The following is a 25216-nucleotide window of genomic DNA, read 5'->3' on the forward strand; positions in this document are numbered from 1 at the left end:
CAGGCGTTTCAGAACAGGCAGGTCGGCGTCCCTCGGGGCGCCGTTTTGCGTTGCGGGGTCGGGGCTGCGCGAGGTCGTGCTGGACTTGCGGCTTGTTGCTTGCCCCGTGGTAGGTGCCGCGTGTATCAGGTGGCGGAGAAAAAGACCGGTGAGGATTGAGCATGCGTCGGGTTGTGGTCACAGGATTGGGAATGGTGTCGCCGCTGGCCAGTGGCGTCGAGGAAACGTGGACGCGTCTGTTGGCCGGGCAATCCGGCGCGGGGCAGATCACGCGCTTCGATGCGAGCCATCTGGCGACGACCTATGCCTGCGAGGTGCCGCGGGGCGATGGCAGCGACGGGACGTTCAACCCCGATGAGTGGATGCCGCCGAAAGAGCAGCGCAAGGTGGACGAGTTCATCCTCTATGGTATGGCGGCGGCGGAGCAGGCGGTCCGGGATTCCGGCTGGGCGCCCGAAGACGAGGATGGCAGGCTGCGCACGGGTGTGATGATCGGCTCGGGCATCGGCGGGCTGAGCAGCATCGCGGAGACGGCGGTTCTGCTCAAGGAGCGGGGGCCGCGGCGGGTTTCGCCGTTCTTCATCCCCGGCGCGCTGATCAACCTGGTTTCCGGGCAGGTGTCGATCCGGTTCGGCTTCAAGGGGCCGAACCATGCGGTGGTGACGGCGTGTTCCACCGGGGCTCATGCGATCGGGGACGCCGCGCGGCTGATCATGCTGGACGATGCGGATGTGATGGTGGCGGGCGGGGCCGAAAGCCCGATCTCGGAGATCGGGATCGCGGGGTTCAACGCCTGCAAGGCCCTGAGCACCAAGCGCGGCAATGATCCCGCGTCGGCCAGCCGCCCCTATGATGCGGACCGGGACGGGTTCGTGATGGGCGAGGGGGCCGGGGTGGTCGTTCTCGAAGAGTACGCGCATGCCAAGGCGCGCGGTGCGAAGATCTATGCCGAGGTGGTGGGCTATGGCCTGTCGGGGGATGCGTATCACATCACCGCGCCGTCGGAGGATGGCGAGGGCGGTGAGCGGTCCATGCGCGCGGCCTTGAAGCGGGCGGGCATCGAGGGCGCGCAGGTGGATTACATCAATGCCCACGGGACGTCCACCATGGCGGATGTGATCGAACTGGCCGCGGTGGAGCGGGTGTTGGGCGCCGGGGTCGAGACCGCGACCATGAGTTCCACCAAGTCATCGGTCGGGCATCTTCTGGGGGCGGCGGGCGCGGTGGAAGCGATCTTCTCGATCCTGGCCATTCGCGACCAGGTGGCGCCGCCGACGATCAACCTGGACAATCCGGCGGTCGAGAGCAAGCTGGACCTTGCCGCGAACGCGGCGCGCAAGCGCAAGATCGACTATGCGCTGTCGAACTCCTTCGGGTTCGGCGGCACCAATGCCTCCCTGGTTCTGGCGCGGGTCACCGACTGATGTGGCGCGCGCTTGCGTCCAACATGCTGACCCTGCTGATCGTGGGGTTTCTCGCGCTGGTCGCGGTGATTGCCTGGGGGCAGCGGTCCTTTACCGGGCAGGGGCCGCTGGCGGAGCCGATCTTCTTCGAGGTGCCGCGGGGGGCGTCCCTGACGCGGATCGCGGACGCGTTGGAGGCGGAAGGGGCTGTCAGCTCGGCGGTGATCTTTCGGCTGGGCGCGCAATATACCGAGCGGGAAGGCGACCTGAAATTCGGGAGTTATGAGATCCCGGCGGGCGCCTCCATGGCGGATGTGCTGGATATTCTGACCGCGGGGGGGGCGGCCTCGTTCCGCTACGTGGCGACTTACCAGATCCGGGTCGACGACGCGGAGCTGCGGTTGCGCGAGCGGATTCCGGGGGAGGACCGCGACGAGTTGGTGGCCAGTTTCGCACCCGGCGAGCCGGTGCCCGCGGCCTATGCGGAGCTGGTGGCAGCGGGCACGCCGATGGCCTACCGGGTGGCGATTGCCGAGGGGGTGACGAGCTGGCAGATCGTGGACGCGTTGCGCAAGGCCGATTTCCTGAGCGGAGAGATCGCCGAGGTGCCGCCGGAGGGCAGCCTGGCGCCGGACACCTACGAGGTCGCGCGCGGCGGAGATCGGGCGGATATCATTGCGGCGATGTCGGAGGCGCAGACCCGGATCCTGGCGCAGGCCTGGGCGGCGCGGGACGCTGAGCTGCCGCTGGAAAGCCCGAAGGAGGCGCTGATCCTGGCGTCGATCATCGAGAAGGAAACCTCGGTTCCGGAGGAGCGGGAGGTGGTCTCGTCGGTCTTCGTGAACCGGCTCAATCGGGGGATGCGCCTGCAGACCGACCCGACGGTGATCTATGGCATCACCAATGGGGTGGGGGTTTTGGGCCGGGGCTTGCGGCGCAGCGAGTTGCGTGGGGCAACGCCTTATAATACTTATGTTATTCCGGGGCTTCCACCAACGCCCATCGCCAATCCTGGGCGCGAAGCGATCTTCGCGGCGGTGCAGCCGGCCGAGACGGATTACATCTTTTTCGTGGCCGATGGCACTGGCGGGCACGCCTTCTCGCGCACGCTTGCGGAGCACAACGAGAACGTGGCGCGGTGGCGCGCGATCGAGCGCAGCCGGGAGGCGAACTGAGCGAATTCGCGGGGCAGCGCGCGCTGGGTGTTGCGCAACCTATGCGATAGTGTTTGACTTGGCGAACGCTCCAAAGTATACCTTCAGGCAAGCTAGAAAAAGTGGGTAAGCGGCCAAGGGAAACCTCGGCCGTTTTTCTTTTACTCGTGCGGAAAAGCCTGAGAGGCCCTTCAGCATGATCGGAGACACCGGGACCGGAGCCTGCCAGCCAGGTAGCTTTCTCGATGCCGCAACAGACCAGGTTGTTTACCTGCGAAATTGCGTTCAGTGCGCCATTGTCCGTGTAGAGGAACTGGCGCGTACTGGAACACCAAATGACACCAGCGCCGGAGAATTCCGCAAGCTCTTGAAAGAGTTGCGGGAGATTTCGGGTATTGCACTCAGGGAGGAAAGTCGACTTGCAGAGCAACTCGCAAAGGAAAACGGGGGACTGCACGCAGGAGCCTATGACCTTGTCGCAGCTCGCGCTGAAATCGGGCGCAGACTGGCTGACCTCAGAACCGCCAGAAGTCACCCAGACGTTTCTGGAGAGCCTGAGTGACCATGCCATCGCGGCCTTGCCGCATCTGTTCGAGTTCTGGGCCTTGCCGCATCAGATCGCCCCGGAGGGTGACTGGCGGACCTGGGTCATTCTCGGCGGCCGTGGCGCGGGCAAGACCCGGGCAGGCGCCGAGTGGGTGCGCGCCGAGGTCGAAGGCGCGCGCCCGCTGGATGCGGGACGGTCACGGCGGGTCGCCCTGGTCGGGGAGACCTATGACCAGGTGCGCGATGTGATGATCTTCGGCGAGAGCGGCATTCTGGCCTGCAGCCCGGCGGACCGGAAGCCCGAGTGGCAGGGCACCCGGCGGCAGTTGGTCTGGCCGAACGGCGCGATCGCGAAATGCCACTCGGCCAACGATCCGGAGGCCCTGCGCGGGCCGCAATTCGATGCGGCCTGGGTGGACGAGTTGGCGAAATGGCCGAATGCCGAAGAAACCTGGGACATGTTGCAATTCGCGCTGCGCCTGGGCGTCAACCCGCGGCAGGTCGTGACGACCACGCCGCGGCCCTCGACGATCCTGAAACAGATCCTTGCCACCGGCTCCACGGTCAAGACGACCGCGCCGACGGAGGCGAACCGGGCCTACCTGGCCGCGAGTTTCCTGGAGGAAATCCGGGCGCGCTATGCCGGGACACGGCTGGGGCGTCAGGAACTCGATGGCGTGCTTCTGGACGATGTCGAGGGCGCGCTCTGGACCAGTGCCGGGATCGAGGCCAACAGGGTCGAGACCGTTCCGCCACTGGACCGGATCGTGGTCGCGGTCGATCCGCCGGTCACCGGGCACAAGGGGTCCGATGCTTGCGGGATCGTCGTGGCCGGGTTGGTTTCGCAAGGCGAGCGGCGCGGCTGGACGGCCTATGTGCTGGAGGATGCGACCGTCTCGGCGAGTACGCCGCTGCAATGGGCCGAGGCCGCCGTGGAGGCCGCGCGGCGCCATGAGGCGGAGCGGGTCGTGGCCGAGGTTAACCAGGGCGGCGACCTGGTGGAGACCGTGCTGCGGCAACTCGATGACGTGCTGCCCTACCGGGCGGTGCGGGCGACCCGTGGCAAGGTGGTCCGTGCGGAGCCGGTCGCGGCGCTCTATGAGCAGCGGCGGGTGAAGCATGTTCGCGGTCTCGGCGCGCTGGAAGACCAGATGTGCCAGATGACCAATCACGGGTTCAAGGGCTCGGGCAGTCCGGATCGGGTCGATGCCCTGGTCTGGGCCTTGACCGAGCTTCTGCTGGACCCGCCGAAAGACAAGAGCGAGCCTCAGATCCGCGCGCTCTGAGCCCCGGGGCGCGCTGCCGCGTCCATCACTGATCGCACCAGAATCCACGTCACCGCCGCGCGCGGATGGCGTCTTTCCGGCTGCCTGAACAAAAGGAAGCATCTTTCATGGTGTTCAATCTGTTCCGACAAAAACAAGACATACCGGCGACGGATCGCGTGCCCGAGGTCAAGGCGTCGGCCACGAGCCGGGTTGTGGCCATGGGCAGCTCCGGGCGGATTGCCTGGACACCGCGGGATTCGGGGTCGCTGACGCGCAACGGGTTCGCGGGCAATCCGGTGGGGTTTCGGGCGGTCAAGATGATTGCGGAGGCCGCCGCGGCGCTGCCGCTGGCGTTCCAGGATGCGGAGCGGCGCTACGAGGCGCATCCGCTGATCACGCTGCTGGCGCGGCCCAGCCAGGCGCAGGGGCGGGCGGAGTTCTTCGAGGCGCTCTATGCGCAGCTCCTGCTGACCGGCGACGGTTTCGTGGAGGCGGTGTTCGCCAAGCCCGAGCTGCCCACGGAGTTGCATGTGCTGCGCTCGGACCGGGTGCGGATCATTCCCGGCGCGGATGGCTGGCCGAGCGCCTATGAGTACTCGGTCGGGGCGCACAAGCACCGGTTCATGGTCGAGGAGGGGCGCACGCCGATCTGTCATCTGCGCACGTTCCATCCGCAGGACGACCATTACGGGCTGTCCCCGATGCAGGCGGCGGCGACGGCGCTGGATGTCCACAACGCGGCGACCCGGTGGTCAAAGGCGCTGTTGGACAATGCGGCGCGGCCGTCGGGCGCGTTGGTCTACAAGGGGTCGGAGGGCGACGATACGCTGTCGCCCGAGCAGTACACGCGGCTGGTCGACGAGATGGACAGCTACCACCAGGGTGCGCGCAATGCGGGGCGGCCCATGTTGCTGGAAGGCGGGCTCGACTGGAAACCCATGGGGTTCAGCCCCTCGGACATGGAGTTCCAGAAGACCAAGGAGGCTGCGGCACGCGAGATCGCGCTGGCCTTCGGGGTTCCGCCGATGCTGCTGGGGATCCCCGGGGACGCGACCTATGCCAACTACCAGGAGGCGCACCGGGCGTTCTATCGCCTGACGGTGCTGCCCTTGGCGCAGAAGGTGACCGCGTCGCTGGGTCATTGGCTGACGGATCTGTCGGGGGACGCCGTGAATGTCGCGCCCGATCTGGACAAGATCCCGGCCCTTGCCGCTGAGCGCGACGCGCAATGGGCGCGGATCGGGACGGCGAGTTTTCTCACCGATGCCGAGAAGCGGGTTCTGCTCGGGCTGCCGGCGGAGATGGATTGCTCATGAGCGATCCGTCCAAGCCCGGGGGTGGATCGCGGTTTCTCTACGAGCCGTTCGAGTGTCGGCCTGCAGACTGCGTGCCGTCCCACAAGATCGAGGCCAATGAACGGCTTGCCGAGCAGCGCTGGGAGGCGCTGGAGTACCGTTTGCAGGCCATGAATTCCTTGCTGGAGCGCCTGGAGCGGCGGCTCTGGCTCACGATTCTGGGCGTTGCCGGGGCAGTCCTCGCGGAAGCGGTCCAGTCGATCGTCAGCACCCAATAGGAGCATCATCCAATGACGCAATCCATGGACGGCCCAGTGGCACACGCTGGGCTGGAGACGAAGTTTTGCCGTTTCGGCACGTCGGAGAGCGACGGGGCGACGGCGCAGGGCCTCGAGATCGAGGGCTATGCCAGCCTGTTCGGGGCGGTGGACCAGGGCAACGACATCGTGGATCCGGGCGCTTATGCGGCGTCTCTGACGGCGCTCGCTGCGGCGGGACGGCAGGTCAAGATGCTGTGGCAGCACGATCCGGCCCAACCCATCGGGGTTTGGGACGAGGTTCGTGAGGATGCCAGGGGTCTGTATGTCAAGGGGCGCCTTCTGCCCGAGATCGCGCGGGGCCGCGAGGCTGCCGAGTTGATCGCGGCGGGTGCGCTCGATGGTCTTTCGATCGGGTATCGCACCAAGCGCGCGTCGAAGGACGCGCAGGGGCGGCGGCACCTGACGGAAGTGGAGCTTTGGGAGGTGTCGCTCGTGACCTTCCCGATGCTTCCCGAAGCGCGGGTCGGACACAAGACAAGCTGTCTTGAGGATGACTGGCGTTCGTTGGCGGAGGCGCTGCGTGCGGCCCGTCTGGCGCTGGGCGATCAGGTCCCGGCGGAAACGACTTCGAAAAGGAGTGAAGAATGAGCAACAGCGATCCCTCTGCCTTGCTCGCAGCAAAGACGGCCCCTGACGCCGTGGCGGACGGGGTGTCTCCGCTCGCCGAAGTCACCGCAGAACTGAGTGCCTTCGTGCGCGAAGTCACGGCCCAGAAGGCCGAAATGAAATCCCGATTGAAACAACAAGAAGAGCGTCTCCTCATGCTTGACCGCAAATCTACTTCGTATGCGCGCCCCGCGCTGTCTGGTGCTGTTGCCGAAGCAGCGCCCCATCAGAAGGCGTTCGACGCCTATCTGCGTTCCGGCGATGACGACGCGCTGCGTGGTCTGGAACTGGACGGCAAGGCCATGTCCACGGCGGTGTCCGGCGAGGGCGGCTATCTCGTCGATCCGCAGACCTCCGAGACCGTGAAGAACGTCCTGAAGTCCCAGGCCTCCCTGCGGGCGGTCGCACAGGTCGTGACGGTGGAAGCCACCAGCTATGATGTGCTGGTCGATCACACCGAGGTCGGCACCGGCTGGGCGAGCGAGACCGGCAACCTGACCGAGACCGACACCCCGCAGATCGACCGGATCTCGATCCCGCTGCACGAGCTTGCGGCCCTGCCGAAGGTCAGCCAGCGACTGCTGGATGATGCGGCGTTCGACATCGAGGCATGGCTGGCTGAGCGCATCGCCGACAAGTTCGCCCGCTCGGAAGCGGCGGCCTTCGTCAACGGGGACGGCGCCGACAAGCCCAAGGGGTTCCTGACCCATGACAGCGTCGACAACGATGTGTGGACCTGGGGCAATCTCGGCTACGTGGTCACCGGCTCGGATGGTGACTTCAGCAGCGTGAGCCCCGCCGATGCGATCGTGGACCTGGTCTACGCGCTGGGCGCGCGCTACCGCGCCAATGCCAGCTTCATCATGAACTCCAAGACCGCTGGTGTCGTGCGCAAGATCAAGGATGCCGATGGCCGGTTCCTGTGGTCGGACGGCCTTGCCGCAGGGGAGCCGGCGCGTCTGCTGGGCTACCCGGTGCTGATCTCCGAGGACATGCCGGATATCGGCAGCGATGCCACGGCCATCGCCTTTGGCGATTTCGGCGCCGGCTACACCATCGCGGAGCGTCCGGACCTGCGCATCCTGCGCGATCCGTTCTCGGCCAAGCCTCACGTTCTGTTCTACGCCACCAAGCGCGTGGGCGGGGATGTGAGCGATTTCGCGGCGATCAAACTGCTGAAATTCGCGGTGAGCTAAGGGTCTCTGATCCAACCGTGAATCTGTCCCGTCTTCGGGCGGGACAGTGGGCGCGTGTGGGGAAACGGCGTTGTCTAGCTTCTTCCCTCCGTCCGAGTAGCGCCGCCACGCGCGCCCGATTTCGATTTGTGACGTCCCGACTGGAGAGCGGAAAATGAATCTAAGCGAAGTGACTTCAGTGCCTCTGGCGTCCTTGCCGCTACAAGAGTTTCGGGACCATCTGCGTCTCGGACGTGGTTTCGAAGATGACAGTCTTCAGGATATTGTTCTCGAAACGGCGCTTCTGGCGGCGATCAACGCGATCGAGGATCGGACGGGCAAGGCCCTTCTGCAAAGGGAGTTCAGGCTTGAGCTGACCCATTGGGAGGGGCCGTGTGTCCAGTCCTTGCCACGCGGCCCTCTGATCGCTGTCCGGCGCCTTGCGATCATGCAGATGGACGGCTCGATGGTCGAGTTGTCCGAGGGCGATTATTCCCTGCTGCACGACACGTTTCGGCCCGGTTTGCGCGCCAAGGGCGGGTTTCCGCAAATTCCGACCCATGGAAGCGTCCAGATCGACTTCGAGGCGGGCTATGGCCCGCAGTGGTCGGATGTGCCCGGCAGCCTGGCCCAGGCGGTTTTCATCCTGGCCGCGCATTTCTATGAGGCGCGGGATGGGCAGCAGTCGCGGGGCTTCCCGGCCCTGGTCCGCACGCTGATCTCGGCATTCCGGGATGTGCGGATATTCGGAGGGCGCCGGAAATGACGCCCGTGCTGAGTCGCAAGCTGATCCTGGAAGAGCGCGTGCAGGTGCCGGACGGGGCAGGTGGATTTCAGGAAAGCTGGGAGGCGCGCGGCATGCTTTGGGCGGACGTGCGCATGCGCAGTGGCCGGGAAACGTCCCGTCGACCCGCCGTGGCCGTTTCCATGACGTCGTCGCGCATCACCGTGCGTGCCGCGCCCTTCGGCAGCCCGAGCCGACCCAAGCCGGATCAGCGATTTCGAGAGGGCAATCGGACCTTTCGGATCCTCGCGGTCGGAGAGGCGGATCACGATGCCCGTTTCCTGACCTGCTTTGTCGATGAGGAGGTTCCGGGATGAGCTATGCGCTGTCAGGTATATTGCAGAGAGCCATCTACCAGCATCTGGTCGGCGACGCCGTTCTGCAATCGCTGGTGGGTGATGCGATCTATGATGCGGTCCCGACCGGGGTCCTGCCCACGACTTACATCACTCTGGGACCGGAAAACGCCGTCGCACGCGCGGATCGCAGCAGTGCGGCGACGCGCCATGATTTCGTGATCAGCGTGCACACGGAGAAAGACGGGTTCCAGGCGATCAAGGAGGTCGCGGGCGCCATCAGCGATGCGCTTGTCGATGCCCCCCTGAGCCTGAGCCGCGGTTCGCTCAGCACCCTCGAGTTCCTGCGCGCCAAGGCGCGCCGGTCCAGCAACAGTCAGATGCGCCAGGTGGACCTGTGGTTCCGCGCGCGCATCGAAGACGACTAACCCCCAGATTTGGAGAGCCCAATGGCTGTGCAAAAAGGCAAAGACCTTCTGATCAAACTGGACATGACCGGAACGGGTCAGTTTGAAACCATCGCCGGTCTTCGGGCCACGCGGATCACCTTCAACACCGAGACGGTCGATGTGACCTCCCTCGAGAGCGCGGGCGGGTGGCGCGAGCTGCTGGGCGGTGCCGGGGTCAAGAGTGCGTCGCTCTCTGGGTCGGGCGTGTTCCGCGACGAGAATACGGACGAGCGGGCGCGGCAGATCTTCTTCGACGGGGAAGTGCCGAACTTCCAGGTGATCATCCCGGATTTCGGGATCGTGGAGGGGCCCTTCATGATTACCGCGATCGAGTATGCCGGCAGCCAGAATGGCGAGGCCAGCTATGAAATGACCATCGCTTCGGCGGGTCAGATCACCTTCAACGCGATCTGATCCCGATGGCGAACCCTTATGCAGGCGAGGTGGCCCTGACGGTGGATGGGCAGACCTATGCCATGAAACTGACCCTGGGTGTTCTGGCCGAGCTCGAACATGAGCTGGAGGCGGGGTCGCTGGTCGCGGTGGTCGAGCGGTTCGAGGCGGGCCAGTACCGCACGCGCGACGTTCTTCTGTTGCTCAAGGCCGGGTTGCGCGGGGGGGGCTGGACCGGCCAGATCGGCGATCTTGCCCAGGCCGATATCGAGGGCGGTCCGATCCATGCCGCGCGCGCGGCGGCCACGCTTCTGGCGCGGGCCTTTGCGCTGCCGGAGACTGCGAGCGGCCCATGAGCCAGTTCGACTGGCCCGGCCTTCTGCGTCTTGGTCTGGGCTCTCTGAAACTGCGCCCAGAGGAATTCTGGGCACTCACCCCGGTGGAACTGTTGCTGTTGCTCGGTGCGGAAGCCGGTGGCGACGCGCCCCTTGGTCGGGCGCGTCTGGAAGAACTCGTCCGGGAGTTTCCGGACACGACGGAGGTCAGCGAGAATGTCGGATTACGATGAGTTGGACGGGTTCGATGCCCGGATGAACGAGCTGGAGCAGACGCTGGGCGATGCCGCGGCGGTTGCCGGGGCGTTCGATGCCGAGATGAGCCGCCTGCGCGACAGCATGCTCTACACCGAGCGGGAGGCGGCCTCCCTCGGGAGCAGCGTGGGCAGCGGCTTGCGTCGCGCGTTCGACGGGTTGGCCTTCGAGGGGCTGAAACTGTCCGACGCGCTCAAGACGGTGGCGCAGTCGATGGTGGACGCGGCCTACAACACGGCGATGTCGCCGGTGCAGAAGGCGGTGGGCGACACGTTGGCGACGGGTGTCAATTCGCTGATGTCCGGTTTGTTCGGGTTTTCCCATGGGGGCAGCTTTTCGCAGGGTCGCGTGATGCCGTTTGCCAAGGGCGGGGTCGTCACCTCGCCCACGACTTTCCCGATGAAGGGGGCCACCGGGTTGATGGGCGAGGCCGGGCCGGAGGCGATCATGCCGCTGGCGCGCGGTGCCGATGGGCGGCTCGGCGTACGGGCCGACGGGGCAGGGGGCGGGCGGCCGGTGCAGGTCGTGATGAACATCTCCACCCCCGATGTGGAGAGCTTCCGCCGGTCCCGCAGCCAGTTGGCCGCGGATATGGGGCGCGCGCTGACGCTCGGCCAGAGAAACCGCTGAGAGGGGCAGGATCATGCAATTCCATGAAGTGAGGTTCCCCGCGAACCTGAGTTTCGGCTCCACCGGCGGGCCGGAGCGGCGGACCGAGATCGTCACCCTGGCCAACGGGTTCGAGGAGCGCAACACGCCCTGGTCCCAGTCGCGCCGCCGCTATGACGCGGGCGTGGGGATGCGGTCGCTGAACGACATCGAGGCGCTGATCGGGTTCTTCGAGGCGCGCCAGGGCCAGATGTACGGGTTTCGCTGGAAGGACTGGGCCGACTTCAAGAGTTGTGCGCCCTCGGAAACGGTGGCGTTCGAAGATCAGGCGCTCGGCAGAGGCGATGGGGAGACCCGGATCTTTCAGTTGATCAAAAGGTATCGGTCCGGGGCACAGTTCTATGCGCGCACCATCACGAAGCCCGTCGCCGGAACGGTGCGGGCCGGGATCGACGGTGTTCAATTGTCCGAAGCTGTGCATTTCGAGGTGGATACGGTCGCTGGGCAGCTGGTCTTTACGGACCCTCCGGAGAATGGGGCGGAGGTGACGGCCGGTTTCGAGTTCGACGTGCCGGTTCGGTTCGATACGGACCGCATCCGGACGTCGGTTGCGTCCTTCCAGGCCGGGGATATCCCCTCGGTTCCCGTGGTGGAGTTACGGATATGAGCGCGGGTGAACAGGCGCTGGATGCGCATCTTGCCAGCGGGCTGACCACATTGTGCCGGTGCTGGCTGGTGAGGCGCCGGGATGGCAAGACGCTGGGCTTTACGGACCATGACCGGGACCTGTCCTTCGAGGGCGTGGTGTTCGCAGCTGATAGCGGTCTTGTCGCCTCGGCGTTGCAGCAGTCCACGGGGTTGTCGGTCGACAATTCCGAGGCGATCGGGGCGCTGTCCAACGCGGCGATCTCGGAGGTGGACATTCGGGCCGGCCGTTTCGACGGGGCGGAGGTTCAGATCTGGCTGGTGAACTGGGTGGAGCCGGATATGCGCAAGCTGCAGTTCCGCGGCACGCTCGGGGAGCTCCAGCAGGTGGATGGGGCGTTCCGTGCGGAGTTGCGCGGGCTTGCCGAGATGCTCAACCAGCCCCAGGGGCGGATCTACCAGCGCGATTGTACCGCGTTGCTCGGGGATCGGTCGTGCAAGTTGGCGCTGTCGGCGGCGGAGTTCACGGCAGAAGCGCCGATCCTCAGCCAGAGCGACAATCGCGTCTTCGCGTTCGCGCCGCTGGAGGCCTACGACCGGACCTGGTTCGAGCGCGGGCGGCTGGAGGTGGTGACCGGTGAGGCGGCTGGCCTGCAGGCGCTGATCAAGAACGACCGCTGGTACGATAATCGGCGAGAAATCGAGGTTTGGGAGGCGCTGGGTCAATCGGTCCAGCCCGGAGACATCGTGCGTCTCGAAGCGGGCTGTGACAAGCGGATGTCCACCTGCCGATTCAAGTTCAACAACGTGAAGAATTTCCAGGGTTTCCCGTTCATTCCGGGCGATGACTGGCTTGTCAGTTACCCCACGCGGGGCGGTCAGAACGATGGCGGGAGTTTGTCCTCATGAGCTGTGCAGACCGCGTGATTGCGGAAGCTCGTGGCTGGGTAGGCACGCCTTATGTGCACCAGGCATCCGCCCGCGGGGCCGGTGCCGATTGTCTCGGGCTCGTGCGCGGGGTCTGGCGCGGGGTGTTCGGCGACGAGCCGGAAGCGGTTCCGCCTTATACCCCGGACTGGTCCGAGCCGCAGCGCGACGAGATCCTCTGGCGCGGCGCGGCGCGACACTTGCAGCAAAAGCGGGTCGAGGACGCGGCGGTAGGCGATGTTCTGCTGTTTCGGATGCGCGCGTCCGGTGTGGCCAAACATCTCGGCATCCAGTCCGAGGTCGGGCCGCTGCCTTGCTTCATACATGCCTATTCAGGTCACGGGGTCATCGAAAGCCCTCTGTCCCGGCCCTGGGCGCGGCGGATCGCGGCGCGCTTTGCTTTCCCGGTAGGAGACTAATCCATGGCGACCATCGTTTTATCCGCAGCCGGAGCGGCCATTGGCACATCGCTCGGCGGCGCGGCTTTCGGGCTGTCTGCGACGGTTATCGGACGGGCCATCGGGGCCACGATCGGCCGTGCCGTCGATCAGCGCCTGATGGGAGCCGGCTCGGCCGCGGTGGAAACGGGGCGGATCGACCGGTTCCGGATCTCCAATGCAAGCGAAGGCGATGTGATCCCGATGGTGTTCGGGAAGATGCGTGTTGCGGGACAGGTCATCTGGGCCTCCCGGTTCAAGGAGACCAGTTCCTCGTCCGGGGGCGGCAAGGGCGCACCGGCACGGCCGAAGGTGACCAGCTTCACCTATACCGTGAGCCTTGCGATCGCGCTGTGTGAAGGCGAGATCCAGAGTGTGGGCCGGGTGTGGGCCGATGGCGTTGAAATCTCGCAAAGTGATCTGAACCTGCGGGTGTACTATGGCGCGCAGGATCAGGCGCCGGACCCCAAGATCGAGGCAGTCGAAGGTGCAGGCAGCGTGCCGGCATTTCGCGGCACCGCCTATGTCGTGATCGAGGATCTGGACCTGGGGCAGTATGGCAACCGGGTGCCGCAGTTCAGCTTCGAGGTCTTCCGTCCTGCCCAGCCGGAGGGCGGCGCGCCGCCGCTTGCAAGCCGGATACCGGGTGTGGCGATGATTCCGGGGACGGGGGAATACGCGCTGGCGACGACGCCTGTGCACTGGACCTCGGGGCCGGGTGCCAACACCTCGATCAATATCAACACGCCCGGGGCCGAGACCGATTTCGATGTCTCGTTGCAGAGCCTTCAGCGGGATTTGCCGAACTGCAATTCGGCCTTGCTGGTGGTGAGTTGGTTCGGGAACGATCTGCGCTGCGGAGAGTGCGAGCTACGCCCGAAGGTAGATCAGAAGCGATACGAAGGGGTCCAGATGCCCTATCGCGTGGGCAGCTTTGCGCGGGACGATCTGATGGAAGTGCCGCGCGTGGATGGCAAGCAGATCTATGGCGGCACGCCCTGCGATCGGTCGGTCATCGAAGCGATTTCGGCATTGAAGGACGCGGGCAAGAGCGTTGTTTTCTATCCCTTTATCCTGATGGAGCAGCTTGCGGGCAATGATTTGCCGAACCCCTATTCCGGGCAGCCGGGCCAGCCGGTCTTGCCCTGGCGCGGGCGTATCACAAGCTCGCTCGCCCCGGGCCAGGACGGCTCGCCCGACGGTACCGCGGATGCGGAGACCGAAGTGGCGCGGTTTTTCGGGAATGCGTCGGCGTCCGATATCCCGATCTCGGGCAATTCCGTATCATGGAATTCGGGCGTGGATTGGAAGTACCGGCACTTCATTCTCCACTATGCGCGGCTGTGCGCGGCGGCGGGTGGTGTCGATGCATTCTGCATCGGGTCGGAGATGCGGGCCCTGACGCAAATTCGTGGAGCCGACAACAGCTTCCCGGCGGTGGAAGCCTTGCGCGATCTGGCGCGGGACGTCCGTGCGATCCTGGGGGACGAGACCAAGATCGGGTATGCCGCCGATTGGTCGGAGTATTTCGGGTACCATCCTCAGGATGGCTCGGGCGATGTGTTCTTCCACCTTGACCCGCTTTGGGCGGACGAGGCGATCGACTTCATCGGGATCGACAACTACATGCCCCTATCCGATTGGCGTGACGGGCTGGATCATGCGGACGGGGATGCCGGGTCGATCTACAACGCGGCATACCTTCGGGACGGGGTTGCCGGAGGGGAAGGGTACGACTGGTTCTATGCCTCCGAGTCCGACCGCCGCGCACAGATACGCACACCCATCGAAGACGGTCTGGCCGGGGAGCCTTGGGTGTTCCGCTACAAGGATCTGGTTGGGTGGTGGTCGAACCATCACCATGACCGGATCAATGGCGAACGCCAAGCGCAGCATAGCCCTTGGGTGCCGGGCAGCAAGCCGATCTGGTTCACGGAAGTTGGCTGTGCGGCGGTCGACAAGGCTACGAACCAGCCCAACAAGTTCGTGGACATTCGTTCGTCGGAGTCCGCGTTGCCATGGTTCTCGGATGGTCGACGCGATGATCTGATCCAACAGGCCTACTACGACGCCACGCTGGGCTACTGGACGGACCCTGACAACAACCCGAGTTCCGATCTGTATGAGGGGCGGATGCTGGATACGGAGCGTATCCACGCCTGGGCCTGGGACGCTCGGCCCTGGCCGTATTTCCCGAATAACGGCGTCCTTTGGGCGGATTCGCCGAACTATGCCCGTGGCCACTGGATTGGCGGTCGGATCACGGCGCAGTCGCTTGCGGAAGTCGTCAGGGAAATCTGCCTGCGGGCTGGAGTAACCGAGGTCGATGTGAGCGAATTGGCGGGTCTGGTCCGTGGCTACGTCGTGGACAACATCTCGTCAGCCCGTGCATCCCTGCAACCCCTGATGCTGGCGCATGGCTTCGAAGCGGTGGAGCGAAACGGGACCCTCGTGTTCCGAAGCCGCAGGCAGGAAAGAGCGACCGAGGTGGACCCTGACCTCTTCGCGGTGGACAGTGACCTCGAAGGGGTATTGCAACTGACGCGCGCGCCCAATGCGGAATTGTCCGGGCGTGTTCAGCTGCGGTACATCGAAGAGGGCGGGGACTATGCCACCCGGTCTGCGGAGGCGCTCTTCCCGGATGAGACATCCAACATCGTGTCGCAGTCCAGCTTTCCGATCAGCCTGACCTACTCGGAGGGTAAGGCCATCGTCGAACGGTGGTTGGCGGAATCGCGTGTTGCAAGAGAGACCGCGCGGTTTGCCTTGCCGCCGTCGCGGTCGGATATCAAAGCCGGAGAAACCCTCCAGCTTCCCAATGGATCGGGGGGGTCGGCGCTGTTTCGGGTGGATCGGATCGAAGAAGGCCTGCAGCGTAGCATAGATGCGGTTCGGGTTTCGGACACGGTCTACACGGCGAGCGACGCGGTGGAGGAGCTTCCTCCGGTCAAGCCCTTCTCGCCGCCCGTTCCGGTTTTCCCGGTCTTTCTGGATCTGCCCCTCATCACGGGGGACGAGGTGCCCCATGCGCCTCATCTCGCCGTGACGGCGCGGCCCTGGCCAGGCAGTGTTGCGGTGTACAGTTCAGCGGAGGACGCAGGGTACGAACTCGAGAAGTTCGTTGGATCACCCGCGACCCTTGGGGTCACGGAGACGGATCTTCCGCGGGCGCGGCCGGGGATATGGGACCTTGGGGCGCCGCTTCGGGTCAGGCTCACCTCCGGTCAGTTCAACTCGGTTGACACAGAAGCGGTTCTGCGCGGCGCAAATCTGGTGGCCATCGGGTCGGGCTCTGCCTCAAGTTGGGAGTTGTTCCAGTTCCAGACCGCCGAGCTTGTCGCAGCTGACACTTTCGAGTTGTCGAACCGCTTGCGCGGGCAACTGGGGACCGAGACGGACATGGCCGATATCTGGCCGACCGGCAGCTACGTTGTCTTGATCAATGGCGCGGTGGAGCAGGTGAACTTGGCATCCCAGGCCGTCGGTTTGCCGAGGCACTACCGGATCGGGCCGGCGCAACGCCCCATAGATGACCCGACCTTCATCCACGTGTCCGAAGCGTTTTCGGGCATTGGTCTTCGACCTTATGCGCCGGTGCATGTTACGGCTCGGTATTCGGCGGATGGCGTCCGGGTGAGTTTTGTCAGGCGCGCACGGATTGATGGGGACCGCTGGGACCTGGAAGAGATACCCCTCGGCGAGTCGACGGAACGTTACTTGGTGCGTGTGCGTGCCCTCGATGAGACGCTTTTGCGTGAGGTCACGGTAACTCAGACAGTTTGGGACTACACCGCGGAGATGTATGCGGAGGATGGCGCGCCAGCCGGGGCCATTTTCGAAGTTGCACAGATTTCCGACCGGTTTGGTCCAGGCTCTTTCGGAAGGACTATCTTCTATGGCTAACAGCCCCAATATCGAACTGCCCTTCGTCGAGGCGGCGCAGGCGCAGAAGCACGTAACGGTGAATGAGAGCTTGCTGCGGCTCGACGCGGTCTCGCAGCTTGTTTTGCAGTCGCTGTCCGAAACCGTGCCACCCAATGATGCAGAGGATGGGGAGGTGTACGCGGTGCCGCAGGGTGCGCAGCCTCCCTGGCAAGCCTTGCCTGGCAAGCTCGCGCTGCGGAGCAATGGCGGTTGGGTTACGATCACGCCGCGACCGGGCTGGCAGGCGTGGGTGGTCGAACTCGGCGCGCTTTGCGTTTTCGATGGCAGCGGCTGGGTGTCCGTCGGCCCAGGAGCGGCCGGTGCCGGGCCGAGGTTCGAGGCGATCGAATTCGAGCATACTGTCCAGAGTGGTGGTGCTCAGGACACCACGGTCGTTATCCCTGCGCAGTCCTCGGTGATTGGTGTCACCGCGCGCGTGTCAGATGATATCACAGGCAATTTGACATCCTGGCGGCTTGGTGCGGGAGGCTCCGACAATCGCTACGGATCCGGGTTTGGAACGGCGCACAATTCCTTCGTGCGGGGGCTGACCGGCGCGCCCTTGGCTTACTACGCGGACACGCCACTGATCCTGACGCCCGAGAATGGCGCGTTTTCGGGCGGTGCGGTGCGGTTCGTGATCCACATGCTTCAGATCGACATTCCAGACCTTGTGTGATGCAGCGGCTCGGTCTTGAGGAGGTCGTGACACTTGCACGATCCTTGGTGTCGATCCCGTACGAAGACCAAGAACGGTTTTGCCTGGAGCTGTTTTCTGCGGCGCATGTCCATCACAAGATCGCCAAGCGTCTGGGCGGGCGGAAGGCGCGGGAGTATCAACCGGTGCTCCCGCCCGCACCCAGTGCTTGCGATATGTCGCGCGACGTCGTGTCTGAGTTGAGCGCGGAGTTTTGCAGCGTATTCAGTGCGTTGCGTGCGTGGCGCGGTCTTCAGGCGCAGAGAGGCGGCGCTCCGAACCGATAGACGACTTGCGAGGTGGCCTCGAATTCCTTACCTGTTTTGCACAGAGTATTGGAGTTCACGGGATGGGCAAAGCGTCGAAATCGCTGAAAGCAGTTGATCCGGTCTGGCACCGGATCGGTGAAGAAGCCCGTCTGGCCGTGGCGGACGAGCAACTGCTGGGAGGGCTTGTCCATTCAAGCATCTTGCATCATGCAACGTTTGAGGCGGCTCTGGCCTACAGGATTACACTGAAGCTGTCGTCGCCGGAGATGTCTGCCCAAACGCTGCGCCAACTCGTCGATGACGCGTTTGCATCGGATGCAACACTTGGGGTTGCGGCGCGTGCTGACCTGGTTGCTGTTTACGAGCGGGATCCGGCGTGCCATCGCTTGATGCAACCTTTGTTGTACTTCAAGGGTTTCCAGGCGGTTCAAGCCTACCGCGTGGGACATTGGCTTTACAGCCAAGGGCGGCATGACCTTGCGTATTTCGTGCAGATGCGGGTCAGCGAAGTGTTCGGTGTCGATATCCATCCCGCTGCGAAGATCGGGCAGGGGATCATGATCGACCATGCCCATTCGATCGTGATCGGGGAGACGGCCGTGGTGGGAGACAATGTCTCTATGCTGCATTCCGTGACCCTGGGCGGGACCGGCAAGGAAGATGATGATCGTCACCCGAAAATCGGCGATGGCGTTCTGATCGGGGCCGGCGCGCATGTGTTGGGCAATATCACGATCGGTCACTGTTCCCGCATCGCGGCGGGCTCCGTGGTTCTGAGTGACGTGCCGGCCTGCAAGACTGTTGCGGGCGTTCCGGCCAAGATCGTTGGAGAGGCTGGTTGCGCGCAGCCCTCGGTCACCATGGATCAGCTTCTGTCAGAATCCATCTGAAGCGCAATATGCGCCTATGCCAGGAGAAGAAGCGGATTTTCGAGGCCTGATACGATCTCTGCCAGAAGTGCGGCGCCAACCGAGCCGTCGATGACGCGGTGGTCCACCGACAGCGTCATCGACATCTGGGTCGCAACTGTTACAGCCCCATCCGCGTCGACGGTTGGCTTTTTGACACCTGCCCCCACGGCGAGAATGGCCGCGTGGGGTGGGTTGATCACCGCGTCGAAATTCTCGATCCCGAACATGCCGAGATTGGAAATGGCGAACGTACCGCCGACATATTCACTCGGCGCAAGTTTGCGCTCGCGCGCGCGGGCCGCGAGGTCTTTCATTTCCTGTGAAAGGGCGGAAATCGACTTTTGATCCGCATCCTTGATCACGGGCGTGAACAGGCCGCCCTCGATCGCCACTGCAACTGCGACATCGGACCTTTGCATCTGCAGGATGCGGTCCTCTGCCCAGACAGCATTGGCGTGGGGCACGCTCTGCAGTGCTCGGGCACAAGCCTTTATCACGAAATCATTGACGCTCAGTTTCTTGCCGCTGGGCGCGAGTTGCGCATTCAACTCGGTTCGGAAAGTCAGCAGGGCATCAAGATTGGCCGCTCTGCGCAGGTAGAAATGCGGGATCGTCTGTTTGGCCTCCGTCAGGCGCGCGGCGATGGTCTTTCGCATGCCATCGAGCGAAACTTCGGTGAAGGGACGATCCGCGAAGATCGATGCTACGGACGAAGCCGATTTCGGACCCTCTGGCTGGCGGGTTTGGGGTGCGGCAGCCTGTTCCGGAACGGCAGCCGGCTGTTCTGCGGCATCTACATCTGCCTTCACGATACGGCCATGCGGACCCGAGCCCCGGATCTCAGCAAGGTCCAAGCCCTTCTGTTTTGCCAAGCGCCGGGCGAGGGGGCTGGCGAACACACGATCTCCGGTTTTTGGCGGCGGTGCTTTGGCAGTCTCTTGCGGGGCGGCCTCTTGTTGGGCGGAGGCGGGCTCCGGCGGTTGCTCCGCAGTCTTCGCCGGGCCGAGTTCCTCGCCCTCTTCCAGCAGGATCGCGATGGGCGTGTTGACCTTCACATCGTCCGTGCCCGCAGCAACGAGGATCTTGCCGATGATGCCATCATCGACGGCCTCGAATTCCATCGTGGCCTTGTCGGTCTCGATTTCGGCGAGCAGGTCCCCGGACGAGACGCTGTCGCCTTCCTTGACCATCCATTTCGCGAGCGTGCCTTCCTCCATGGTCGGAGACAGCGCAGGCATCAGAATCTCGGTAGCCATCCCTTACCCCTCCCTCAGCGGTACGTAACCTTGTGAACGGCCTCGATCACTTCATCGGTCGTCACAAGGGCCAGTTTTTCGAGGTTTGCGGCATAGGGCATCGGGACATCCTTGCCGGTGAGGTTGATCACGGGCGCATCGAGATAGTCGAACGCTTCCTGCATCAAAACGGCCGAGATGTGGTTTCCGATGGAGGCCACCGGGAAGCCTTCCTCGACAGTCACGCAACGGTTGGTTTTCTGCACCGATGCGATCACGGTTTCGGTATCGAGCGGCCGGAGGGTCCGCAGATCGACCACTTCCGCGCTGATGCCATCCTTGGCCAACCGATCCGCGGCTTCGAGCGCGTAGGTCATGCCGATCCCGAAGCTGACGATGGTGACATCGCGCCCTTCGCGCCAGATCCGCGCCTTGCCAAAGGGCACTGTGTAGTCGTCGATCATGGGCACTTCGAAACTGCGGCCGTAGAGGATTTCGTTCTCCAGGAAGATCACCGGGTTCGGATCGCGTATGGCGGATTTCAGCAGGCCTTTCGCGTCGGAGGCGGAGTAGGGCATCGCCACCTTCAGCCCCGGAATATGCGCATACCATGCGGCGTAGTCCTGGCTGTGTTGTGCGGCGACGCGCGCGGCCGCGCCATTGGGGCCGCGGAACACGATGGGGCAGCCCATCTGGCCGCCGGACATGTAGAGGGTCTTGGCCGCGGAGTTTATGATCTGATCGATCGCCTGCATCGCGAAGTTGAAGGTCATGAACTCCACGATCGGGTTGAGCCCTCCAAATGCAGCTCCCACCGCAAGTCCCGCGAAGCCGTGTTCGGTAATCGGCGTGTCGATCACCCGCTTGGAGCCGAATTCGTCCAGCAAACCTTGGCTGATTTTGTAGGCGCCCTGATATTCGGCCACCTCTTCGCCCATCAGGAATACGTTCTCGTCCCGGCGCATTTCCTCGGCCATGGCGTCGCGCAGAGCTTCGCGCACGGTCATGGATTTCATCTGCGTGCCCGGGGGCAGATCCGGCTCGTCCGGGATGACGATTCTTGCCGGGGTCACCGGCGCGGCAGGCGCGGGCTGCTGATCGGTCGCCTCATTCAAGGGCGCTGCGGCGACCGTGTCGCTGAGGGTTTCGCCATCCTGGATCAGCACGGCAATCGCGGTGTTCACGGCGACACCATCGGTGCCGCTTTCGACTAGGATCTTGCCGATGATCCCTTCATCGACCGCTTCGAACTCCATGGTCGCCTTGTCGGTCTCGATTTCGGCGAGGATGTCCCCTGAGGACACGCTGTCGCCTTCCTTCACGAACCATTTCGCCAGCGTGCCTTCCTCCATGGTCGGAGACAAGGCGGGCATGAGAATTTCTGTGGCCATGGTCGTCTCCCCTCAAGCTTCGGCGTAAATGTCGGTCCAGAGCTCGGACAGGGCCGGCTCAGGGCTCTCGCGGGAGAATTCCGCCGCCTCGTTGACCACGGCCTTGATCTCCTTGTCTATTGCCTTCAACTCATCTTCACTCGCATGATTGCCGCTCAGGAGCATCTCGCGCACATGCTCGATGGCATCGCGTTGCTCGCGCACTTTCTGGACTTCTTCACGGGTGCGGTACTTCGCGGGATCAGACATGGAATGCCCTCGGTAGCGATATGTCTTGACCTCGAGGATGTAGGGGCCCTTGCCTGCGCGACAGTGGGCAACCGCCTTCTCGCCAGCAGCCTTCACTGCCAGAACGTCCATGCCGTCGACCTCTTCCCCGGGGATACCATAGGCCGCGCCCCGTTCCCAAAGAGATGGTGACTTGGTTGAGCGCGCCACGGAGGTTCCCATCGCGTACTGGTTGTTCTCGATCACGAAGACCACCGGCAGCATCCACAACTCTGCCATGTTGTAGGTTTCGTAGACCTGCCCCTGGTTCGCGGCACCGTCGCCGAAATAGGCGAAGGTCACACGATCATTGCCCCTGTACTTGTCCGAAAACGCCAGCCCAGCGCCGATTGGCACCTGCGCACCGACGATACCGTGCCCGCCATAGAAGTGCTTCTCCTTCGAGAACATGTGCATCGAGCCGCCCTTGCCCTTGGAGTAGCCCCCCTCGCGTCCGGTCAGTTCGGCCATCACACCCTTGGGGTCCATCCCGCAGGCCAGCATGTGACCGTGGTCCCGGTAGCTCGTGACGCGCTTGTCGCCGTCTTCGGCGGCGGCTTCGAGGCCGACGACCACCGCTTCCTGGCCGATGTAAAGGTGACAGAAGCCTCCGATCAGACCCATCCCGTAGAGCTGGCCTGCCTTTTCCTCGAACCTGCGGATCAGCAGCATCTCCCGATAGTAGGACATCAGGTCCTCTTTCGAGACGTTGGGTATCTTCGTGGAGCGGCGTGCTGCCATGGTCGGCCCTCCCAAGCACGAACGAATGGTTTAATGTTAAACTAAAGGAAGGCGTTTTTCGCGTCAATCACCTCTGCGCAGCGACGTGTCGGCAGTGGCCTAGCGGATGACGATTTCGTTCGGCCGGGCATAGCCGAGCACATCCCGCGCCCGCTCGTCCAGCAGGTCGAGGTCGAGAAACTGGTCGGACAGGCGCAGCGTCTTGTTCTCCAAGGCGCGTAACTCGCCCTGCAGCAGGGCCAGTTCTGCCCGCAGGCGGGCTTCTTCTGCCTCGGCCTGGACGCGGTTGAAAAGGCCATACTCGCCCTGCACGGCGTGAAACACGAAATACGTACCCACGAGGAACGCGATCAGGGTCACCACGGCCCCATGCACGGCGGAGTGTTTCGGTTTACTGGTCATATCTGCCTCATGCCCGTCTCTGTCGGACGGTGCGTGCATCATGCCACAGAGCCGAGTCGCTGTGAATCCCCTAACTCGCCGCTTGTTTGGCTAAGGTTTCTTGCCGTTGCGGTGTCTGTCCGCAGCCATCGCAGAAGACGCGCGGCAGGATAGATGCGCCAATGTCTTTACCTGACCTTGCGCGGCGGTGCCTCTGCCTTTTGTCCAAGACGTCCGCCATGGCACGCAAAAGGCCCCGGCGGGGCGGGGCCTGCGAAGTCCGAGGGTCCGGGTGTCAGCCCGCGATGGAGGCCGCGTGGATGCTGTCGATCGTCGCTGCAATGGTTGCGTTGAATTCCGCCTCCGACTGCTGGGCCGACAGTCCCTCGGTCAGCGCACGGGAGAAGGACGCGATCACGCCGGTGTTCTCGGCCAGCTTGGCGTTCGCCTCCTCGCGGGAATACCCGCCGGACAGCGCCACCACCTTCATTACCTTCGCATGCTCGACCAGCGGTAGATACTGGTTCGGCTTGCTCGGCAGGCTGAGTTTGAGCATGATCTGCTGCCCCTCGGGAACGGTGTCGAGATACGCGAGGATTTCCGCAAGCAACATATCCTCCGCTTCGGCCTTGTCGGGAATCGTGATGGTGACTTCCGGCTCCAGAATCGGCACGAGGCCATGGGCAAGGACCTGTGCGCCGATCTCGAATTGCTGCGCGACGATGGCCTTGATCCCCTCCGGATTGGCCGCTGAGATCACCGAGCGCTCCTTTGTCCCGAAAATGCCCTTGGCCGCGGCGCGCGACAGAAGGTCGTCGAGACCCGGCATCGGCTTCATCAATTGCACGCCGTTGGCCTCGGCCTCCAGCCCCTTGTCGATTTTCAAGAACGGCACGACGCCCTTGTCTTCCCACAGGTAGGCCGGGGCCGATTTGCCCGCGAACTCGCGATCCATGGTCATCTCGAACAGGATCGCGCCGATCACCTTCTCGCCGGTGAAGGCAGGGGCCGCCACGATCCGCGAGCGCATCTGGTGGATCAGATCGAACATCTCGGCATCCGTGCCATAGGCGTCCTCCTCGATCCCGTAGAGCCGCAGCGCCTTGGGGGTGGAGCCGCCGGACTGGTCGAGGGCCGCGATGAAGCCGTGGCCGGAACGGATCTGGTCTGCTTTGGACATGGGGGACTCCGAAAATCTGTTGACGCGTCGGGTTGCGTCTACCGAAGGCCTGTCACCGCTGCAATTCTGGTCGCGCTAACAGTGGCGGACTCGCTCAGGCGGCTTCCAAGGCGGCCACGCCGGGCAGGGTCTTGCCCTCCATCCATTCCAGAAATGCGCCCCCGGCGGTGGAGATATAGGTAAAATCGTCGGCAACGCCGGCCTTGTTCAGGGCAGCGACCGTGTCGCCGCCCCCGGCGACGGTGATCAGCGTTCCGGCTTTGGTCGCGTCCGCGGCGGCGCGGGCGGCGGCATTGGTGGCCATGTCGAAGGGCGGGATCTCGAACGCGCCGAGCGGGCCATTCCAGATCAGCGTGCGCGCTTGGGCGAACACCTCTTTCAGGGCCGCGACTGTCTCCGGACCTGCATCGAGGATCATCGCATCCCTTGGACATTCCGAGACGGGCAGGGTCTGTGACGGGGCGCCGGCCTCGAACTTTCGCGCGACCACGATGTCCTTGGGCAGGTGAATCGAGCAGCCCGCCCGTGCGGCCTTCTCCATGATCTCTCGCGCGGTATCGGCCATCTCGTGCTCGGCCAGCGATGCACCCACATCGATGCCCTGGGCGGCGAGGAAGGTATTGGCCATGCCGCCCCCGATCACCAGGTCATCTACCTTCTCCACGAGGTTGCCCAAAAGCGCCAGCTTGGTCGACACCTTGGCCCCGCCGACGACCGCGACGACGGGGCGGGTGGGCGTGCCCAAGGCCCTCTGCAGCGCTTCCAGCTCCGCCTGCATCAACCGACCGGCGCAGGAAGGCAGCAGACGCGCGATGCCCTCGGTGGAGGCATGGGCGCGGTGGGCCGCCGAGAAGGCGTCGTTGCAATAGATATCCCCGAGCGCGGCCAGCGCCGCCGCCATTTCGGGATCGTTTTTCTCCTCACCGGGCGCGAAGCGGGTGTTTTCCGCCAGAACCACCGTGCCTTTCGGCAAAGCCTCCAATGCGGCACGGTCCGGATGCGCGATGAACTCGACCGGCTGCCCGAGGGCCTCTTTCAGCGCGGGCAAAACGACGCGCAGGGACATCTCGGGCACCACCTTGCCCTTTGGCCGGCCGAAATGCGCCAGCAGAACCGGCAGCCCGCCCTTGGCGAGGATGTCGGTCACTGTCGGCACGATACGCTCGATCCGGGTCGTATCGGTGACCACCCCGTCGGCCACAGGCACGTTGATGTCGACCCGTGTCAGCACGATCTTGCCGTCCAGCGCCATGTCGTCGAGGGTTTTCCAAGTCATGCCTGTCTCCATCTGCGATTGCCGCTGTTCTGCCAGACACGCGGCAA

General features: G+C 64.1%; 26 protein-coding genes. 20 read left to right on the forward strand and 6 right to left on the reverse strand.

The window, feature by feature from the left end; translation table 11 throughout:
- The first annotated feature begins 161 nt into the window (after window positions 1-161).
- The 20 genes from fabF (at window position 162) to cysE (ending at window position 18677) form a co-directional block, all read left to right on the forward strand.
- Window positions 162-1424: a beta-ketoacyl-ACP synthase II gene (gene fabF / locus PVW48_RS07440; protein ID WP_274580885.1), complete on the forward strand. Its 1263-nt coding sequence runs from the start codon at window positions 162-164 to the stop codon at window positions 1422-1424.
- Window positions 1424-2578 (forward strand): endolytic transglycosylase MltG, encoded by a 1155-nt coding sequence (gene mltG, locus PVW48_RS07445; protein WP_274580886.1) that lies wholly within the window; start codon window positions 1424-1426, stop codon window positions 2576-2578. The genes fabF and mltG overlap by 1 nt, the downstream gene beginning before the upstream one ends.
- A gap of 446 nt (window positions 2579-3024) precedes the next feature.
- Entirely contained in the window at window positions 3025-4389 is a 1365-nt protein-coding gene (locus PVW48_RS07450) for a DNA-packaging protein (protein WP_274580887.1), read from the forward strand.
- 107 nt (window positions 4390-4496) lie between these two features.
- On the forward strand, window positions 4497-5687 hold the full coding sequence (locus tag PVW48_RS07455) for a phage portal protein (RefSeq protein WP_012178845.1): 1191 nt from the start codon (window positions 4497-4499) through the stop codon (window positions 5685-5687).
- Window positions 5684-5944, forward strand: coding sequence for a GTA head formation protein, RCAP_rcc01685 family (locus PVW48_RS07460; protein WP_338020466.1), 261 nt, complete (start codon window positions 5684-5686; stop codon window positions 5942-5944). Before PVW48_RS07455 ends, PVW48_RS07460 begins: the two co-directional genes overlap by 4 nt.
- 12 nt (window positions 5945-5956) lie before the next feature.
- Entirely contained in the window at window positions 5957-6574 is a 618-nt protein-coding gene (locus PVW48_RS07465) for an HK97 family phage prohead protease (protein ID WP_274580889.1), read from the forward strand.
- Entirely contained in the window at window positions 6571-7788 is a 1218-nt protein-coding gene (locus PVW48_RS07470; RefSeq protein ID WP_274580890.1) for a phage major capsid protein, read from the forward strand. Before PVW48_RS07465 ends, PVW48_RS07470 begins: the two co-directional genes overlap by 4 nt.
- 154 nt (window positions 7789-7942) lie before the next feature.
- Entirely contained in the window at window positions 7943-8533 is a 591-nt protein-coding gene (locus tag PVW48_RS07475; protein ID WP_012178841.1) for a head-tail connector protein, read from the forward strand.
- Window positions 8530-8868, forward strand: coding sequence for a head-tail adaptor protein (locus PVW48_RS07480; RefSeq protein ID WP_274580891.1), 339 nt, complete (start codon window positions 8530-8532; stop codon window positions 8866-8868). Before PVW48_RS07475 ends, PVW48_RS07480 begins: the two co-directional genes overlap by 4 nt.
- A complete protein-coding gene (locus PVW48_RS07485) occupies window positions 8865-9275 on the forward strand; it encodes a DUF3168 domain-containing protein (protein WP_274580892.1) in 411 nt (136 codons plus the stop codon). Before PVW48_RS07480 ends, PVW48_RS07485 begins: the two co-directional genes overlap by 4 nt.
- Window positions 9276-9296: 21 nt before the next feature.
- Window positions 9297-9710, forward strand: coding sequence for a phage major tail protein, TP901-1 family (locus PVW48_RS07490; RefSeq protein WP_012178838.1), 414 nt, complete (start codon window positions 9297-9299; stop codon window positions 9708-9710).
- 5 nt (window positions 9711-9715) lie between these two features.
- Entirely contained in the window at window positions 9716-10045 is a 330-nt protein-coding gene (locus PVW48_RS07495) for a gene transfer agent family protein (protein ID WP_012178837.1), read from the forward strand.
- Window positions 10042-10257: a rcc01693 family protein gene (locus PVW48_RS07500; RefSeq protein ID WP_012178836.1), complete on the forward strand. Its 216-nt coding sequence runs from the start codon at window positions 10042-10044 to the stop codon at window positions 10255-10257. The genes PVW48_RS07495 and PVW48_RS07500 overlap by 4 nt, the downstream gene beginning before the upstream one ends.
- Window positions 10241-10909 carry a phage tail tape measure protein gene (locus PVW48_RS07505; RefSeq protein WP_274580893.1) on the forward strand — a complete coding sequence of 223 codons (669 nt, stop codon included), beginning with the start codon at window positions 10241-10243 and terminating at the stop codon, window positions 10907-10909. The genes PVW48_RS07500 and PVW48_RS07505 overlap by 17 nt, the downstream gene beginning before the upstream one ends.
- 13 nt (window positions 10910-10922) lie before the next feature.
- Window positions 10923-11555, forward strand: a complete 633-nt coding sequence (locus PVW48_RS07510) for a DUF2460 domain-containing protein (RefSeq protein ID WP_012178834.1) — start codon at window positions 10923-10925, stop codon at window positions 11553-11555.
- The gene (locus tag PVW48_RS07515; RefSeq protein ID WP_274580894.1) at window positions 11552-12442 is read left to right on the forward strand and encodes a DUF2163 domain-containing protein; all 891 of its coding nucleotides are present in this window, start codon (window positions 11552-11554) and stop codon (window positions 12440-12442) included. Before PVW48_RS07510 ends, PVW48_RS07515 begins: the two co-directional genes overlap by 4 nt.
- Window positions 12439-12879 carry an NlpC/P60 family protein gene (locus tag PVW48_RS07520; RefSeq protein ID WP_274580895.1) on the forward strand — a complete coding sequence of 147 codons (441 nt, stop codon included), beginning with the start codon at window positions 12439-12441 and terminating at the stop codon, window positions 12877-12879. The genes PVW48_RS07515 and PVW48_RS07520 overlap by 4 nt, the downstream gene beginning before the upstream one ends.
- Before the next feature lie 3 nt (window positions 12880-12882).
- Entirely contained in the window at window positions 12883-16800 is a 3918-nt protein-coding gene (locus tag PVW48_RS07525) for a baseplate multidomain protein megatron (RefSeq protein WP_274580896.1), read from the forward strand.
- The gene (locus tag PVW48_RS07530; protein WP_274580897.1) at window positions 16793-17500 is read left to right on the forward strand and encodes a DUF2793 domain-containing protein; all 708 of its coding nucleotides are present in this window, start codon (window positions 16793-16795) and stop codon (window positions 17498-17500) included. Before PVW48_RS07525 ends, PVW48_RS07530 begins: the two co-directional genes overlap by 8 nt.
- Window positions 17501-17867: 367 nt before the next feature.
- Window positions 17868-18677 (forward strand): serine O-acetyltransferase, encoded by an 810-nt coding sequence (gene cysE / locus PVW48_RS07535; RefSeq protein ID WP_274580898.1) that lies wholly within the window; start codon window positions 17868-17870, stop codon window positions 18675-18677.
- Window positions 18678-18691: 14 nt separating this feature from the next.
- Here the strand turns inward: cysE and PVW48_RS07540 are convergent, their stop codons facing one another.
- The 6 genes from PVW48_RS07540 to PVW48_RS07565 form a co-directional block, all read right to left on the reverse strand.
- Entirely contained in the window at window positions 18692-19954 is a 1263-nt protein-coding gene (locus PVW48_RS07540) for a pyruvate dehydrogenase complex dihydrolipoamide acetyltransferase (protein ID WP_274580899.1), read from the reverse strand.
- A gap of 14 nt (window positions 19955-19968) precedes the next feature.
- Window positions 19969-21324, reverse strand: a complete 1356-nt coding sequence (locus tag PVW48_RS07545) for a pyruvate dehydrogenase complex E1 component subunit beta (protein ID WP_274580900.1) — start codon at window positions 21322-21324, stop codon at window positions 19969-19971.
- A gap of 12 nt (window positions 21325-21336) precedes the next feature.
- Window positions 21337-22332 carry a pyruvate dehydrogenase (acetyl-transferring) E1 component subunit alpha gene (pdhA, locus tag PVW48_RS07550; protein WP_274580901.1) on the reverse strand — a complete coding sequence of 332 codons (996 nt, stop codon included), beginning with the start codon at window positions 22330-22332 and terminating at the stop codon, window positions 21337-21339.
- A gap of 99 nt (window positions 22333-22431) precedes the next feature.
- Entirely contained in the window at window positions 22432-22734 is a 303-nt protein-coding gene (locus PVW48_RS07555) for an FtsB family cell division protein (RefSeq protein WP_012178825.1), read from the reverse strand.
- A gap of 274 nt (window positions 22735-23008) precedes the next feature.
- A complete protein-coding gene (locus tag PVW48_RS07560) occupies window positions 23009-23893 on the reverse strand; it encodes a fructose bisphosphate aldolase (RefSeq protein ID WP_274580902.1) in 885 nt (294 codons plus the stop codon).
- 94 nt (window positions 23894-23987) lie between these two features.
- The gene (locus PVW48_RS07565; protein ID WP_274580903.1) at window positions 23988-25169 is read right to left on the reverse strand and encodes a phosphoglycerate kinase; all 1182 of its coding nucleotides are present in this window, start codon (window positions 25167-25169) and stop codon (window positions 23988-23990) included.
- Between the last annotated feature and the right edge of the window lie 47 nt (window positions 25170-25216).

The sequence above is a fragment of the Dinoroseobacter sp. PD6 genome (assembly GCF_028807315.1).
Taxonomy (GTDB): Bacteria; Pseudomonadota; Alphaproteobacteria; order Rhodobacterales; family Rhodobacteraceae; genus Dinoroseobacter; species Dinoroseobacter shibae.

Bases quoted from the DNA above. Each gene is read 5' to 3' on its own strand.
- fabF (WP_274580885.1), top strand. From the start codon at position 162: ATGCGTCGGGTTGTGGTCACAGGATTGGGAATGGTGTCGCCGCTGGCC.
- mltG (WP_274580886.1), top strand. From the start codon at position 1,424: ATGTGGCGCGCGCTTGCGTCCAACATGCTGACCCTGCTGATCGTGGGG.
- PVW48_RS07450 (WP_274580887.1), top strand. From the start codon at position 3,025: ATGACCTTGTCGCAGCTCGCGCTGAAATCGGGCGCAGACTGGCTGACC.
- PVW48_RS07455 (WP_012178845.1), top strand. From the start codon at position 4,497: ATGGTGTTCAATCTGTTCCGACAAAAACAAGACATACCGGCGACGGAT.
- PVW48_RS07460 (WP_338020466.1), top strand. From the start codon at position 5,684: ATGAGCGATCCGTCCAAGCCCGGGGGTGGATCGCGGTTTCTCTACGAG.
- PVW48_RS07465 (WP_274580889.1), top strand. From the start codon at position 5,957: ATGACGCAATCCATGGACGGCCCAGTGGCACACGCTGGGCTGGAGACG.
- PVW48_RS07470 (WP_274580890.1), top strand. From the start codon at position 6,571: ATGAGCAACAGCGATCCCTCTGCCTTGCTCGCAGCAAAGACGGCCCCT.
- PVW48_RS07475 (WP_012178841.1), top strand. From the start codon at position 7,943: ATGAATCTAAGCGAAGTGACTTCAGTGCCTCTGGCGTCCTTGCCGCTA.
- PVW48_RS07480 (WP_274580891.1), top strand. From the start codon at position 8,530: ATGACGCCCGTGCTGAGTCGCAAGCTGATCCTGGAAGAGCGCGTGCAG.
- PVW48_RS07485 (WP_274580892.1), top strand. From the start codon at position 8,865: ATGAGCTATGCGCTGTCAGGTATATTGCAGAGAGCCATCTACCAGCAT.
- PVW48_RS07490 (WP_012178838.1), top strand. From the start codon at position 9,297: ATGGCTGTGCAAAAAGGCAAAGACCTTCTGATCAAACTGGACATGACC.
- PVW48_RS07495 (WP_012178837.1), top strand. From the start codon at position 9,716: ATGGCGAACCCTTATGCAGGCGAGGTGGCCCTGACGGTGGATGGGCAG.
- PVW48_RS07500 (WP_012178836.1), top strand. From the start codon at position 10,042: ATGAGCCAGTTCGACTGGCCCGGCCTTCTGCGTCTTGGTCTGGGCTCT.
- PVW48_RS07505 (WP_274580893.1), top strand. From the start codon at position 10,241: ATGTCGGATTACGATGAGTTGGACGGGTTCGATGCCCGGATGAACGAG.
- PVW48_RS07510 (WP_012178834.1), top strand. From the start codon at position 10,923: ATGCAATTCCATGAAGTGAGGTTCCCCGCGAACCTGAGTTTCGGCTCC.
- PVW48_RS07515 (WP_274580894.1), top strand. From the start codon at position 11,552: ATGAGCGCGGGTGAACAGGCGCTGGATGCGCATCTTGCCAGCGGGCTG.
- PVW48_RS07520 (WP_274580895.1), top strand. From the start codon at position 12,439: ATGAGCTGTGCAGACCGCGTGATTGCGGAAGCTCGTGGCTGGGTAGGC.
- PVW48_RS07525 (WP_274580896.1), top strand. From the start codon at position 12,883: ATGGCGACCATCGTTTTATCCGCAGCCGGAGCGGCCATTGGCACATCG.
- PVW48_RS07530 (WP_274580897.1), top strand. From the start codon at position 16,793: ATGGCTAACAGCCCCAATATCGAACTGCCCTTCGTCGAGGCGGCGCAG.
- cysE (WP_274580898.1), top strand. From the start codon at position 17,868: ATGGGCAAAGCGTCGAAATCGCTGAAAGCAGTTGATCCGGTCTGGCAC.
- PVW48_RS07540 (WP_274580899.1), bottom strand. From the start codon at position 19,954: ATGGCTACCGAGATTCTGATGCCTGCGCTGTCTCCGACCATGGAGGAA.
- PVW48_RS07545 (WP_274580900.1), bottom strand. From the start codon at position 21,324: ATGGCCACAGAAATTCTCATGCCCGCCTTGTCTCCGACCATGGAGGAA.
- pdhA (WP_274580901.1), bottom strand. From the start codon at position 22,332: ATGGCAGCACGCCGCTCCACGAAGATACCCAACGTCTCGAAAGAGGAC.
- PVW48_RS07555 (WP_012178825.1), bottom strand. From the start codon at position 22,734: ATGACCAGTAAACCGAAACACTCCGCCGTGCATGGGGCCGTGGTGACC.
- PVW48_RS07560 (WP_274580902.1), bottom strand. From the start codon at position 23,893: ATGTCCAAAGCAGACCAGATCCGTTCCGGCCACGGCTTCATCGCGGCC.
- PVW48_RS07565 (WP_274580903.1), bottom strand. From the start codon at position 25,169: ATGACTTGGAAAACCCTCGACGACATGGCGCTGGACGGCAAGATCGTG.